This window comes from Streptomyces sp. NPDC005955 (assembly GCF_042871255.1).
Classification (GTDB): domain Bacteria; phylum Actinomycetota; class Actinomycetes; order Streptomycetales; family Streptomycetaceae; genus Streptomyces.
Genome location: NZ_JBIAIF010000001.1, coordinates 710,187 through 723,969, shown reverse-complemented (window position 1 = coordinate 723,969; position 13,783 = coordinate 710,187). Strand labels below are relative to the sequence as shown.

Here is a 13,783-nt window from a genome sequence, read left to right as displayed (position 1 = left end):
GCGGCAGGAGCCCCATGGCAGTCAACCTCGTCAGTGTCGAGTCCGTCGGCAAGGTGTACGGCACCCGTGCCCTGCTCGACGGGGTGTCGCTCGGCGTCAGCGAGGGCGACCGGATCGGCGTCGTCGGCCGCAACGGGGACGGCAAGACGACCCTCGTGCGGATGCTCGCCAAGCTGGAGGAGGCCGACACCGGCCGGGTCACCCACAGCGGCGGGCTGAGCCTGGGCGTGCTCACCCAGCACGACTCCCTCGACCCGACCGCCACCGTCCGGCACGAGGTCATCGGCGACCTCGCCGACCACCAGTGGGCCGGCAACGCCAAGATCCGCGACGTGCTGACCGGGCTCTTCGGCGGGCTGGACCTGCCCGGCTTCCCGCAGGGCCTGGACACCGTCATCGCGCCGCTCTCCGGCGGTGAACGCCGCCGGGTGGCGCTCGCCAAGCTGCTCATCGAGGAGCAGGACCTGATCGTCCTCGACGAGCCGACCAACCACCTCGACGTCGAGGGCATCGCCTGGCTCGCGGCCCATCTGCGGGCCCGCCGCTCCGCGCTGGTGTGCGTCACCCACGACCGGTGGTTCCTGGACCAGGTGTGCACCCGGATGTGGGACGTGCAACGGGGCAAGGTCCACGAGTACGAGGGCGGCTACTCCGACTACGTGTTCGCCCGCGCCGAGCGGGAGCGCATCGCCGCCACGGAGGAGGTCAAGCGGCAGAACCTCGTCCGCAAGGAGCTCGCCTGGCTGCGCCGGGGCGCCCCGGCCCGCACCTCCAAGCCCCGGTTCCGCGTCGAGGCGGCCAATGAGCTGATCAAGGACGTGCCGCCGCCCCGGGACACCTCCGAGCTGATGAAGTTCGCCAGCTCCCGGCTGGGCAAGACCGTCTTCGAGTTGGAGGACGTCACCGTCCAGGCCGGGCCCAAGACCCTGCTCCAGCACATCACCTGGCAGCTCGGCCCCGGCGACCGGTTCGCCCTCGTCGGCGTCAACGGCGCCGGCAAGACCTCGCTGCTGCGGGCCCTCGCCGAGGCGTCCCGCACCCAGGGCGAGGCCCAGCCGGCCGCCGGGCGGATCACCGTCGGCAAGACGGTGCGCCTCGCGTACCTCTCGCAGGAGGTCTCCGAACTCGCCCCGACGCTGCGGGTCCTGGAGGCCGTCCAGCAGGTGCGGGAGCGGGTCGACCTCGGCAAGGGCCGGGAGATGACCGCGGGCCAGCTCTGCGAGACCTTCGGCTTCGGCAAGGAGAAGCAGTGGACGCCGGTCGGGGACCTCTCCGGCGGCGAGCGGCGACGGCTCCAACTGCTGCGGCTGCTGATGGACGAGCCGAACGTCCTCTTCCTCGACGAGCCCACCAACGACCTGGACATCGAGACGCTGACCCAGCTGGAGGACCTGCTCGACGGCTGGCCCGGCTCGATGGTCGTGATCTCGCACGACCGGTTCTTCGTGGAGCGGACCACCGACCGGGTGTACGCACTGCTCGGCGACCGTGCGCTGCGGATGTTGCCCCGCGGCATCGACGAGTACCTGGAGCGGCGCGAGCGGATGGCGTCGTCCGCCGCCCAGTCGACGTCCGCCCCGGCCGCCGCCGCACCCGCCGCCGCGGCGCCGAAGGGGCGTTCGTCCGCCGAGACGAGGGCGGCGCAGAAGGAACTCCAGCGGATCGAGCGGCAGATCGACCGGATCTCCGGCAAGGAAACCGGGCTGCACGAGCGGATCGCGGAGCACGCCACCGACTTCGAGAAGGTCGCCACGCTCGACGCCGAACTGCGCGCGCTGGTCGCGGAGCGCGAGGACCTCGAAGCACGGTGGCTGGAGCTCGCCGACGAGGCCGAACCGGCGTGATCGCGCCATGGCGGCCGGGCCCTCCGGTCGCCGTCCCGCTCACCGCGCGGCCGTTGCGGTCCTCTGGATGCACGGGCTGCGCAGGGGGCGTGAAGGGGGCGTAACAGGGGGATCACAGGGCCGTCCGCCCTTGGGCACAGGACCTGTACACGCCGGGAGCGCCGGGTGGCGTGGTGATAGAAAGGGCCCCCGAGACCAGAACGCGTACGCGCGTTCACGTACCGCCAGGCGCGCAGCAAATCAGTGAAGGGGGAGCGCTGATGAGTCAGCCGCCCGACGACCGCATGCCCACCGAGGGTGCGGCACCGAACGATTCCGGCCAGCCCGCGTCGCCGCCGTCCCCGGCGGGCCCGCCCACCTCGCCGGCACCCGGGTACGGCTACCCGCAGGCCCCGCCGCCCGGTGCGGCCGCACCCCAGCCGGGCCCGTACCCGCAGCCCGGTCCGTACGGCGGGTCGTCCGCTCCTTACGGTCAGCAGCCCGGACCCTACGGCGGGCCGTCCGGTCCGTACGGCCAGCAGCCCGGTGCGCAGCCGGGGCCCTACGGGCAGCCGGGCCCGTACGGTCAGCAGCCCGGTCCGTACGGTCAACCGTCGGGGCCCTACGCCCAGCAGCCGGGGCCCTACGGACAACCGACGCACCCCCAGGGGCCGTACGGGCAGCAGCCGCCCACGGTCTCCTACCCGGCGGCGCCGCAGCCCCCGGCGCCGGGGAAGCGCAACCCGTTCCGCGGCAGGACCGGCATCGTCGTCGCCGGGGCGGTCGCCCTGGTCGTCGTGGCCGGTGGCGCCGTCATCGCCCTCAACGGCGGTGACGACCAGAAGGACGACCCCGTCAAGAAGGACCCCGTCGCGGGCCCCAGCACCGCGCCGAAGCCGAGCGCCTCGGCCTCCGTCGACCAGGGCGACGGCAGCGGCAACGGCGGCGACGGGGCCGGCGGCAGCGTGGGCGTCGAGGAGCTGAACGCCGACCGCAAGGACGGCGACTCCCGGGTGCTCTGGTACCGACCCGCCCCGAAGGTGCCCGGCTCCGGCGCGGACGCCCCGGGCATGTGGGTGCTCGGGGACCTCGTCGCCAAGGCCGCGTACAAGCAGGTCGTCGGCTACGACGCGGACGACGGCGCGTCCCGGTGGACGGTGGACCTGCCGTTCAAGGTCTGTTCGGTCACCAAGGAGGCGAGCGGCGACGGCAAGGTCGTCGTCGCCCACATGAGCGGCGTCAGCGACCGCGCCAAGTGCAACCAGCTCCAGCAGATCGACCTGAAGACCGGGGCGAAGGGCTGGACGAAGAAGGTCTCCGACGGCGACCTGTTCGACAGCGCCCTCACCTCCTCGCTCCACCTGGTCGGCGACACCCTGGTGGTCGGCCGGCAGTCGTCCGGTGTGGGGTACGACGTGGACAGCGGCAAGCAGCGGTTCACCGTGGAGAAGTACGGCACCGACTGCTACCCGGCCGCGTTCACCGGCGGCAGCAAGCTGCTCTCCGTGGCCTCCTGCGATCCGGGCGGCGACGACGAGCACGACGAGCTGCGGCAACTCGACCCGGCCACCGGCAAGGCGCAGTGGACGAAGCGGTTCCCCAAGGGCTGGCGGATCTCCCGGGTGTTCTCCCTGGACCCGGTGGTGCTCTACCTGTCCAACGACGCCAAGAAGCAGTGGAACGTCACCGCGCTCAAGAACGGTTCGGGCACGGTGCGTTCCCAGGTCTCCCTGAACGAGGCCCCCGAGCCGGACTGCGGCTGGGCCAGCCTGGACCGTGCGTTGCAGAGCTGCACCGGGGTCGCCGCGGACGCCAACACGCTCTACCTGCCGAGCAAGGTGAAGAACGGCACGAACGAACTCATCGCCGTCAACCTGAACACCGGCAAGGAGAAGTGGCGCGCCAAGTCCACCGGCGCCGGACGGTCCCTGCTCCCGCTGCGCGTCGAGGGCGGCTCGGTCCTCTCGTACGAGAAGCCGACCTACGAGGCGGGCGGCGTCGTCACCGCGACCCCGGTGGGCGGCGGCACCCCGAAGAAGCTGCTCCAGAACCCCGCGGGCGCCGCGGCCCTGGAGCGCACCTTCTACGCGAAGGCGATCGCGTACCAGGACGGTCGCTTCTACATCTCCACCACCATGCTGACGAACACGAAGAGCAATGCGGAGCAGAAGCTGATGATGGCCTTCGGGCCCTGACCGCCGGCCGACCGGCTCGCCGGCCGGCCCGTGGGTCTGCAGTCCGTACTCCGTAGTCCCGTACTCCCCGCAGTTCCGTACTCCGAGTCTCCCGAGGTAGACACGTCATGAGCCACCCGCCCCAGCCGACCGACCCGCCCGGCGGGCAGCCCGGGGACGCGCCCGGGGCCCCGCAGCCCGCGGAGCCGGGCGGCTCCCCCATGAGCTTCGGCAAGCCCCAGGATCCGCCCCCCGGCGGGTTCGGCGCCCCGCAACCGCCGCCCCCGGCCGGTGGTTTCGGTGCTCCGCAGCCGCCCCCCGCCGGTGGTTTCGGTGCTCCGCAGGAGCCGCCGCCGGGCGGCTACGGCGCCCCGCAGTCCCCGCCGCCGGGCGGCGGTTACGGTGCCCCGCCCGCCGGCGGCTACGGCTACCCCACGGCACAGCCCGGGCAGCCGGGTCAGCCGGGTCAGCCGCCGCAGGGTGCGGCGGGGTACGGGCACCCGGGGGGCCCGGGGCAGTCCGGCTACGGCTACCCGGGCCAGCAGCCGTACGGGCAGCCCGGTCAGCAGCCGTACGGGCAGCCGGGCCAACAGGGCTACGGCCAGCAGCCGTACGGTCAGTACGCGGCGCCCACGGTGCCCGTGGCCCAGCAGTCCGGTGCCCCGGCCCGCCGCACCGGGCTGCGCAACCCGGTGACGCTGATCATCGGCGCGGCGGCCTTGGTGATCGCCCTGATCGTCGGCGGTGGCGTCCTGTACGCCGGGCAGCAGGACGACGACAAGAACACCTCCGCCGGCAAGGACGAGAAGGGCGGCGCCGGCTCCGAGAAGGGCACCGGCGACAAGGGCGGTTCCGACGGCGGCGGCGCGGCGGGCGGCGGCCCGGCCGTCGCGGGTGGCGAGCCCCGGGAGAAGGCGCCCTCCAACACCAAGGCCAAGCCCCTGTTCCAGGTGGCCGCACCGGTGGTCAAGGACGACAGCACCATCCCGGTCGCCGGTTCCTGGCTCACCGACAAGGTGTACGCGAAGTCGGGCGTCGGCGAGGTCGTCGGCTACGACCCGACCAGCGGCGAGGAGCGGTGGACGGTGAAGCTGACCGGCCCGGTCTGCGCGGCCGGCCGCCACGTCACCGCGGACAACCGGACGGCGCTGGTCGCCCAGCCGTCGATGCCCACCAAGGACAAGCCGTACCAGGGCTGCACCCAGGTGTCGGTGCTCGACCTGGACACCGGCAAGCTGCTGTGGACGAAGACCGCGAAGTCCGCCGACCGGACCGTCTCCTTCGACGAGGTCACCATCGGCGCCGGTACGGTCGCCGCGGGCGGTTCGGCGGGCGGCGCCGCCTGGAGCGCCGCCGACGGCGCCGCCCTGTGGGCCCCCAAGCTGGGCGAGCCCTGCTACGACGCCGGGTACGCGGGCGGGGAGAACCTCGTCGCGGTCCGCCGCTGCGGTGACCTCGACAGCCGGCGCCTGGAGATCCAGAAGCTGGACCCGAAGACCGGCAAGCCGCTGTCCACGTACAAGATGGCGACCGGTGTCGACTACGCGAGCGTGGTGTCCACCAAGCCGCTCGTGGTCGCCGCGGACATCGGCGACTCGGCCGGGGACGGCAGCTCGATCTCCGACTTCTTCGCCATCGACGAGGAGACCGGCAAGCTGCGCTCGAAGTTCACCGCCGAGGGCGAGAAGTACGCGGCCCGCTGCGACGCGACCCGGGTGGAGCAGTGCAAGCTGCTCGCCGTCGGCAACGACCGGCTCTACCTGCCCACCGAGGAGCACGACGGCTCCGAGGAGTTCACCGACACCAACGAGATCGTCGCCTTCGACCTCGCCACCGGCAAGCTGTCCGGCGCCCGGGCCGACGCGGGCGACGGCTGGGTCCTGAGCCCGATCCGCATGGACGGCAGCAACCTCATCGCCTACAAGCGGCCCCCGTTCGACAAGGGCGGTCAGGTGGTCAGCCTGAACGGGTCCACGCTCAAGGAGACCGTCCTGATGGAGAACCCGTCGACGGAGTCCTCCCGGGAGCCCGAGCGGTCCTTCATGCCGGACTACTCCGAGTACCTCTTCGGCAGCGGGCGCTTCTTCATGAGCGCGGTCTACGCGTCGAAGCCCTACAGCAAGGACGAGGACAAGTTCCTGGCCGTGGCCTTCGGCACCAACTGACCCCGCGTCACGGGGCCGACGCCCCCTGAACGGCGCGCCTCCGCCCCCGTCTTCCCCGGTCCACCTCGGGGCAGACGGGGGCGGAGGCGCGTTCAGGGGGGCGCACGGAGGCGCGCGCCCGCGCTCGGGCACGGGCGTGCATTCGGGGCGTTCCGGGCCTGGGGGGGCGGCCCGTCCCCGCCGTCGTGGGGGGTGCGCGGCGCGGTGGGGGCCCGAAACCCAGGGGTGGGTGTCGCGAGGCGTGCCCAAGGTATTACCGTCGGCTTCTCATCCGTTACGGCAGCGATCCGTCGAACAAGCGTGTAGCTTCCGGATGACGAGGGCAGGGGGTCCGGATCTGTGGGGGACCGGGCGGGGAAAGTGGGGGGTGACACTGTGGGTGTGCGGCTCATGGTCGTCGATGATCACAGGCTGCTCGCCGAGGCGTTGGCCTCGGCGCTCAAGCTGCGCGGGCACCGCGTGCTGGCCGCGGCGGCGCCCGCGGCGGGCGCGGCGGAGTTGGTGATCTCACGGGCACCGGAAGTGTGCCTGTTGGGCACCGCCGCCCCGGCGGAACCGGGCGTGTTCGATCCCGTGGTGCGGATCAAACGGGACCGCCCCCAGGTGGCGGTGGTCGTCCTGGGGCCCGTTCCGTCGCCCCGGGGGATCGCCGCGGCCTTCGCCGCGGGGGCGTCCGGCTACGTGCGCCACGACGAACGGATCGAGGGCGTGGAGCGGGCCATCATGAAGGCCCGCGCGGGGGAGTCCGCGGTGGCCCCGCAACTCCTCCAGGGCGCGTTCAGCGAGTTGTTGAACCCGGCGGCCCAACCCGACGACGAGGGGCAGCGGCTGCTCCAGATGCTGACGCCCCGCGAGGTGGAGGTGTTGGTGCGGGTCGCCGACGGTGAGGACACCCGGTTGATCGCCGCGGGCATGGGCATCGCGCCCTCCACGGCGCGCACCCATGTGCAGCGGGTGCTGATGAAGTTGGGCGTGGGGTCGCGGTTGGAGGCGGCGGCGCTGGCGGCGCGCACCGGGTTGTTGGACCGGGCGGGGCCGTTGGTGCCTTCGTCGGGGGCGACGCTTCATCCGGGTTCCTCCGGGGGCTGAGTTCCGGTTCTGCTTCAGCGCGCTTCGTCGGTGTTTGCGGCGGGGCGCGCTCCCGTGTGTGCGCAGTTCCGTGCGCCGGGGTGCGCGGGGCGGTTCCTCCCCGGGGCCCTCGGGTGGGGCCTTCCGGCGGTGCGGTGGTCCCTCTGCGGGTGCGTGGGGGGTGCTCGCGCCGTTCCTCGCGCCCCTTGGGTGCGTCCACCTCTGGCTGCGCTGTCCTGCTCGGTGCGCTGTCGTTCTGCGCAGTTCCCCGCGCCCCTGTCGGGGCCGCTCTGGCCGTTCCTCGCGCTCCTTTGGGTCTTGCTGTGCTCGGGCCTGATCGTTGCGGTGGGGGTTTTGATCGGGGGTGGATGTTGTTTGATTCTGATGAGGTGAATTCCGTACATGCCTTGACCGAGGTCGTCGGCTCGTGATTTGTTGTGTTCGATTCTGTTGGATCTTTGGAGGTCGGTAGGGACCGCCGACGAGGAGCGCCGCAGTGAAGAAGACGTCGACCCGACTGGCCGACGGCCGGGAGCTCATCTACTACGACAGCCGCGACGACACGCTCCGCACGGCCGCCGACCCCCGGCCGCTCGCGCCCGTCACGACCACGTCCGAGGTCCGCCACGACCTACTCCTCGGTGACGACGTCGCCATCGCCTCGCACCGTCAGGGCCGCACCCACCTCCCGCCCGCGGACGAGTGCCCGCTGTGCCCCTCCACCGGCGCCCGGCCCACCGAGATCCCCGACACCTCGTACGACGTCGTCGTCTTCGAGAACCGGTTCCCCTCCCTGGCGGGGGACTCCGGCCGGTGCGAGGTCGTCTGCTTCACCCCCGACCACGGGGCGTCCTTCGCCGACCTCACCGACGAACGGGTCGCCCTCGTCCTCGACGCCTGGATCGACCGGACCGCGGAACTGTCCCACCTGCCCTTCGTGGAGCAGGTGTTCTGCTTCGAGAACCGGGGCGCCGAGATCGGCGTCACCCTCGGCCACCCGCACGGCCAGATCTACGCGTACCCCTTCACCACCCCCCGTACCGCCCGGATGCTGCGCTCCACCGCCCGGCACCGTGCGGCCACCGGGCGCAACCTCTTCGACGAGGTGCTGGCCCGCGAACTCGCCGACGGCAGCCGGATCGTGCTGGAGACCGGGGCGTGGGTCGCCTTCGTGCCCTACGCCGCGCACTGGCCCTACGAGGTGCACCTCTACCCCAAGCGCCGGGTCCCCGACCTGCTCGGCCTGGACGACACCGCCCGTGCCGAGTTCCCCGGCGTCTACCTCGACCTGTTGCGCCGCTTCGACCGGCTCTTCGGCCCCGAGGCGCCGCCGACCCCGTACATCGCGGCCTGGCACCAGGCGCCGTTCACCACGCCCGCGGCGGGCGGGGCGGGCGAGCTGGCCGACCGGGACGAGTTCGCCCTGCACCTGGAGCTCTTCACCGTTCGCCGTACCTCCGGCAAGCTGAAGTTCCTCGCTGGTTCGGAATCCGGCATGAGCGTGTTCATCAACGATGTGCCGCCGGAGGACGCGGCACGACGACTGCGGGAGGCAGCACCCTGATGAGCACCCGACCCACCCGGCACACCCCGACCACGCAGGACACACAGGCCACGCACGACAGGCCGCCGGTCAGCGGTCGTTACCTCGTCACCGGCGGCGCCGGGTACATCGGCAGTGCCGTCGCCGCGCTGCTGCTGGCCGCCGGCCACCGGGTGACCGTCCTGGACGACCTGTCCACCGGCTTCGAGGACGCGGTGCCGCCCGGGGCCGCGTTCGTCCGGGGCCGTGTGCAGGACGCCGCCCGCTGGCTGGACGGCTCCTACGACGGCGTCCTGCACTTCGCCGCGTCCTCGCAGGTCGCCGAGTCCGTCGCCCGGCCCGAAAAGTACTGGCAGAACAACGTCGGCGGCACCATGGCGCTGCTCACCGCGATGCGGGACGCCGGCGTGCGCCGCCTCGTCTTCTCGTCGACCGCCGCCACCTACGGCGAACCCGTGCGGACCCCGATCACCGAGACCGACCCGACCGTCCCCACCAGCCCCTACGGTGCGTCCAAGCTGGCCGTGGACCACATGATCGGCGGTGAGGCGGCGGCCCACGGGCTGGCCGCGGTGTCCCTGCGCTACTTCAACGTCGCGGGCGCCCACCGCGCGCCCGACGGCACCCTGTACGGCGAGCGGCACGAGCCCGAGTCGCACCTGATCCCCCTGGTGCTGCGGGTCGCGGCGGGCGAACGGGACACCGTCCACGTGCACGGCGACGACTACCCGACGCCCGACGGCACCTGCGTGCGCGACTACCTCCACGTCAGCGACCTCGCCGAAGCCCATCTGCTGGCGCTCGGCGCCGCGGCCCCCGGCGAGCACCTGATCTGCAACCTCGGCAACGGCAACGGCTTCTCCGTCCGCGAGGTCGTCGCCACGGTCCGCGCGGTCACCGGGCACCCGGTGCCCGAGACGCCCGGGCCCCGCCGCCCCGGCGACCCCGCCGTCCTGGTCGCCTCGGCCGCCACCGCCCGGGACCGGCTCGGCTGGCGCCCCGGCCGGCCGGACCTCGCGGACATCGTGGCCGACGCCTGGGCGTTCGCCCGCCGGGCCGCCGTGCGCTGAGCCCGCCCCGCCGCCCCGTGACCGCCAGCCCGACCGGCCCCGCCGCCCCGCGGACCGTCCACCACGCCGAGGGACCCGCCATGACGCCCACCGACCCCACCGCCCCGGACGCCGCCCCCGCCCCGGGGTCCGGCACCGACCCGTCCACCGCTCCCGGAGCCGTCGCGCGGGCCTTCGAAGAGCTGTACGGGAGCGCCCCCGAAGGGGTGTGGGCGGCGCCCGGCCGGGTCAACCTCATCGGTGAGTACACGGACTTCAACGAGGGCTCCGTGATGCCGCTGGCCCTGCCGCACACCGTGGTCGCGGCCGTGTCCCGCCGCACCGACGGGGTGCTGCGGCTGCACTCGGCGAACGCGCCGGACCCCGCCGCGGCCCCGGTGGAACTGCGCACCGCCGAACTGGCGCCCCGCTCCGGCGGGGGCTGGGCCGCCTACCCGGCCGGGGTCCTGTGGGCGCTCGCCCGGGCCGGGCACCGAGCGGTCCTCGACGGCGCCGACGTGCACCTCGCCTCCACCGTGCCGACCGGCGCCGGGCTCTCCTCGTCCGCCGCCCTGGAGGTGGCCACCGCGATCGCCCTGGACGAGCTGTACGCCCTCGGGCTCGACCGTCCCGGGCTCGCGCGCCTCGCCCAGCACGCCGAGAACGCGTACGTCGGCGTGCCCTGCGGCGTCATGGACCAGATGGCGTCCGCGTGCTGCGTGCCCGGGCACGTCCTGCACCTCGACTGCCGGGACCTGAGCACCCGACAGGTCCCCTTCGACCTGGCCGCGCACGGGCTGCGGCTGCTGGTGGTGGACACCCGGGTGCAACACGCCCTGGGCGACGGGGCGTACGCCGAGCGGCGCGCGGGGTGCGAACAGGGCGCGCGGGAGTTGGGCGTCTCCCATCTGCGCGACGTCCCGTACGACACGCTCCCGGACGCGCTCGCGCGCCTCGGTGACGAGCGCGTGCGCCGTTACGTGCGGCACGTGGTCACCGACGAGCAGCGGGTCGCGCAGGTCACCGCCCTGCTCGGCACGGGCACCCCCGAGGCGCTGCGGGCGATCGGCCCCGTCCTCACGGCGGGCCACCACTCGCTCCGCGACGACCTGCGGGTCTCCTGTCCCGAACTCGACCTGGTGGTGGCCGCCGCGAACGCGGCGGGGGCGCACGGGGCGCGGATGACCGGCGGCGGCTTCGGCGGTTCCGCGCTCGTCCTCGTCGAGGGAGCTGCCGCACCCGCGGTGGGGGACGCGGTGCGGGCCGCCTTCGACCGCGCCGGCCACCGGGCGCCCCGGGTCTTCGACGCGACCGCCTCGTCCGGAGCGCGCCGAATCGGCTGAACCCCGCGCACCGGCAACGACGTCGGACCCGACACCGACACCGACACCGTCTCCGATCTGCGGGCGGTGTCGGTTCACGCGGTGGATGACCCCCGCACTTTGTCGACTTCTGTCTCAATACGAAGCATCAGACCCGCCTCGAACTGCGAGGTCAAACAGTTCCCCAAATAGGCTTCCGCTTCTGCCGGGCGGCCTTACTCTGATGGGCAGCGCCGGTGGGGGCCGGCGTCGATCAGGGGGCGAGACAGTCGGGTACGACGCCCGAAGTGGGGGTAGCAGTCCAGGCACGGCGACGGTCGTGCGGCTGCGGCGACTCGTACCCGGACCGATCCGGGTCCGGGTTCCACTCGGGGCGCCGCACCCGCTCAGGTCGTCCCCCAAAGGGGGTTTCTGTGGTTCGTATTCGCGCGCTGGTCGTTGACGACCATCGTATTTTCGCCGAGTCGCTGGCGGCGGCGCTCGCCGCCGAGCCCGATGTCGAGGTGTCGGCGGCCGGCAGTGGTCCCGCGGCCCTGCGTTGTCTGGACCGCGCGGCGGCCGACGGGCGCAGATTCGACGTGTTGCTCGTCGACGCCGACCTCGGCGCGGCGGCGGTGGGCGTCCTGCCCGGGGCGCGGCCGACCGTGGCCGTCGCCGGTGGGACCGACCCGGTGCCCACCGTGGACGGGATCTCGCTGGTCGCCGCGGTGCGGCAGGCGCAGCCCGGGGTCCGCACGGTGGTGCTCGCCGAGAAGGACGATCCGCGCCGTGCGGCGCAGGCCCTCCAGGCGGGTGCAAGTGGCTGGGTCGCCAAGGACTGTTCGCTGTCGCGGTTGCTGAACGTGATCCGGGGGGTGCTGCGGGACGAGACCCATCTGCCGCCGGCACTGCTCACGGGGGTGCTGCGAGAGCTGACCGCGGCCCGCAAGCACCGCACGGAGAGCGAGCGGCTGGTCGAGTCGCTGACCCCGCGCGAGCGCGAGGTGCTGCGCTGCATGGTCGCGGGCCTCGGCCGCAAGGCGGTCGCGGAGCGGCTGTTCCTCTCCCCGCACACCGTGCGCACCCATATGCAGAACGTGCTCGGGAAGCTCGGCGTGCACAGCACGCTGGCGGCGGTGGCGCTCGCCCGGCGGGCCGGGGTGGGCCCCGTGGACCTCGAAGCGGCCTCCTAGGCCGGTACGGCCGGTGCCGGTCGGACGGCGACCGCGGGCCCCGTGCGGGGTCAACCGGGGATGTTGTCGAACGGGGCGGTGAGCTGTCTCAGCAGTGCGGCCAGCTCGCCGCGCTGGGCGCGGGACAGCTCCGAGAGGATCGCCCGTTCCTGGTCGAGCAGACCCGCCAGGGCCTGGTCGGCGCGGTCCCGCCCCTCGGGCGTGAGCCGTACGAGGACGCCCCGCCGGTCATTGGGGTCGGGGAGCCGTTCCACCAGGCCCTTCTTGGTGAGCCGGTCGATCCGGTTCGTCATGGTGCCCGAGGTGACCAGGGTCTGGGTGAGCAGTTGGCCCGGGGACAGCTGGTAGGGGGAGCCGGCCCGGCGCAGTGACGTCAACACGTCGAACTCCCAGGGCTCCAGCTGGTGTTCGGCGAAGGCCAGTCTGCGTGCGCGGTCGAGGTGTCTGGCCAGCCGGCTCACCCGGCTGAGCACCTCCAGGGGCTCCACGTCGAGATCGGGGCGCTCCCGGCGCCACGCTGCGACCAGCCGATCGACCTCGTCCTCCATGGCGATCAGTGTAATAGGTCTGTCGACGTGAAGTCTCTTGATGTCAAGATAGGTTTGCGAGTGGTGGACGGTCCACCGCTCCGCGAGGAGGACGCCGTGCCCGTCGTACCCGTCTGGGACCCGCACCAGTACCTGCGCCACGCGGACCACCGCGGCCGGGCCTTCGTCGACCTCCTCGCCCGGGTGCCCGAGCCGCCCGGCGGGCCGGCCCCGCGCATCGCGGACCTGGGGTGCGGGCCCGGCAACGTCACCACCCTGCTCGCCGAGCGCTGGCCCGCCGCGCGGATCACCGGGTACGACAACTCCCCGGACATGCTGGAACGGGCCCGGAAGCTCGCCGGCCCCACCTCCGGCGGCGGCCGGCTCGACTTCGCGCACGCCGACGCCGCCCACTGGGCGCCCGACCCGGCCGAGCCGTACGACCTGCTCATCAGCAACGCCCTGCTCCAGTGGGTGCCCGGGCACACCGACCGCTTCGCCGACTGGATCGCGGGCCTCGCGCCCGGCGGCACCTTCGCCTTCCAGGTGCCCGGCAACTTCGACGCGCCCAGCCACGCCCTGCTGCGGGAACTCACCGGCTCCCCGCGCTGGCGACAGCGGCTCGACGGGGTGCTGCGGCACGGGGACGCGGTGCGCGAGCCCGCCCAGTACCTCGCCGCGCTGGCCGCCCTCGGCTGCGAGGTGGACGCCTGGGAGACCACGTACCTGCACGTGCTGGGCGGGGACGACGCGGTGCTCGACTGGATCACAGGCACCACGCTGCGGCCCGTGCTCGCCGCGTTCGACGGCGACCCCGAGGAACGGGACGCCTTCCTGGACGAGTACCGGATCGCCCTGCGGCGCGCCTACCCGGCCGCGGCGCACGGCACGGTGCTCCCCTTCCGCCGCATCTTCGTAGTAGCCCGCCGCGGCTGACCCC

10 protein-coding genes are annotated in these 13,783 nt (G+C 73.3%); 9 read left to right on the top strand and 1 reads right to left on the bottom strand.

From position 1 onward, the window contains the following. The first annotated feature begins 14 nt into the window (after window positions 1–14). The 8 genes from ACFYOU_RS03065 to ACFYOU_RS03030 all read left to right on the top strand — a co-directional run bounded on the left by ACFYOU_RS03065 (window position 15) and on the right by ACFYOU_RS03030 (window position 12,316). Window positions 15–1,844, top strand: coding sequence for an ABC-F family ATP-binding cassette domain-containing protein (locus ACFYOU_RS03065; RefSeq protein WP_389762096.1), 1,830 nt, complete (start codon window positions 15–17; stop codon window positions 1,842–1,844). Window positions 1,845–2,104: 260 nt separating this feature from the next. Next, window positions 2,105–4,018 carry a PQQ-binding-like beta-propeller repeat protein gene (locus tag ACFYOU_RS03060; RefSeq protein WP_391303090.1) on the top strand — a complete coding sequence of 638 codons (1,914 nt, stop codon included), beginning with the start codon at window positions 2,105–2,107 and terminating at the stop codon, window positions 4,016–4,018. 107 nt (window positions 4,019–4,125) lie between these two features. Then, window positions 4,126–6,162, top strand: a complete 2,037-nt coding sequence (locus ACFYOU_RS03055) for a PQQ-binding-like beta-propeller repeat protein (RefSeq protein WP_391303088.1) — start codon at window positions 4,126–4,128, stop codon at window positions 6,160–6,162. A gap of 390 nt (window positions 6,163–6,552) precedes the next feature. Continuing rightward, window positions 6,553–7,251, top strand: coding sequence for a LuxR C-terminal-related transcriptional regulator (locus ACFYOU_RS03050; protein ID WP_389762089.1), 699 nt, complete (start codon window positions 6,553–6,555; stop codon window positions 7,249–7,251). 475 nt (window positions 7,252–7,726) lie between these two features. Continuing rightward, entirely contained in the window at window positions 7,727–8,794 is a 1,068-nt protein-coding gene (gene galT, locus ACFYOU_RS03045; protein ID WP_391303086.1) for a galactose-1-phosphate uridylyltransferase, read from the top strand. Next, entirely contained in the window at window positions 8,794–9,843 is a 1,050-nt protein-coding gene (gene galE, locus ACFYOU_RS03040) for a UDP-glucose 4-epimerase GalE (protein ID WP_391303084.1), read from the top strand. Before galT ends, galE begins: the two co-directional genes overlap by 1 nt. An 80-nt stretch (window positions 9,844–9,923) precedes the next feature. Next, window positions 9,924–11,165, top strand: a complete 1,242-nt coding sequence (gene galK / locus ACFYOU_RS03035) for a galactokinase (RefSeq protein WP_391303082.1) — start codon at window positions 9,924–9,926, stop codon at window positions 11,163–11,165. A gap of 392 nt (window positions 11,166–11,557) precedes the next feature. After that, on the top strand, window positions 11,558–12,316 hold the full coding sequence (locus ACFYOU_RS03030; protein WP_389762081.1) for a LuxR C-terminal-related transcriptional regulator: 759 nt from the start codon (window positions 11,558–11,560) through the stop codon (window positions 12,314–12,316). 50 nt (window positions 12,317–12,366) lie between these two features. Here the strand turns inward: ACFYOU_RS03030 and ACFYOU_RS03025 are convergent, their stop codons facing one another. Beyond that, window positions 12,367–12,864: a MarR family winged helix-turn-helix transcriptional regulator gene (locus ACFYOU_RS03025; protein ID WP_385486633.1), complete on the bottom strand. Its 498-nt coding sequence runs from the start codon at window positions 12,862–12,864 to the stop codon at window positions 12,367–12,369. Window positions 12,865–12,960: 96 nt separating this feature from the next. Between ACFYOU_RS03025 and ACFYOU_RS03020 the strand changes: the two genes are divergently transcribed. Then, window positions 12,961–13,779: a trans-aconitate 2-methyltransferase gene (locus tag ACFYOU_RS03020; protein WP_391303079.1), complete on the top strand. Its 819-nt coding sequence runs from the start codon at window positions 12,961–12,963 to the stop codon at window positions 13,777–13,779. Window positions 13,780–13,783 lie beyond the last annotated feature (4 nt).

Excerpts from the sequence above, each read along its gene's own strand:
- ACFYOU_RS03065 (WP_389762096.1), top strand. The coding sequence starts at position 15 with ATGGCAGTCAACCTCGTCAGTGTCGAGTCCGTCGGCAAGGTGTACGGC.
- ACFYOU_RS03060 (WP_391303090.1), top strand. The coding sequence starts at position 2,105 with ATGAGTCAGCCGCCCGACGACCGCATGCCCACCGAGGGTGCGGCACCG.
- ACFYOU_RS03055 (WP_391303088.1), top strand. The coding sequence starts at position 4,126 with ATGAGCCACCCGCCCCAGCCGACCGACCCGCCCGGCGGGCAGCCCGGG.
- ACFYOU_RS03050 (WP_389762089.1), top strand. The coding sequence starts at position 6,553 with ATGGTCGTCGATGATCACAGGCTGCTCGCCGAGGCGTTGGCCTCGGCG.
- galE (WP_391303084.1), top strand. The coding sequence starts at position 8,794 with ATGAGCACCCGACCCACCCGGCACACCCCGACCACGCAGGACACACAG.
- galK (WP_391303082.1), top strand. The coding sequence starts at position 9,924 with ATGACGCCCACCGACCCCACCGCCCCGGACGCCGCCCCCGCCCCGGGG.
- ACFYOU_RS03025 (WP_385486633.1), bottom strand. The coding sequence starts at position 12,864 with ATGGAGGACGAGGTCGATCGGCTGGTCGCAGCGTGGCGCCGGGAGCGC.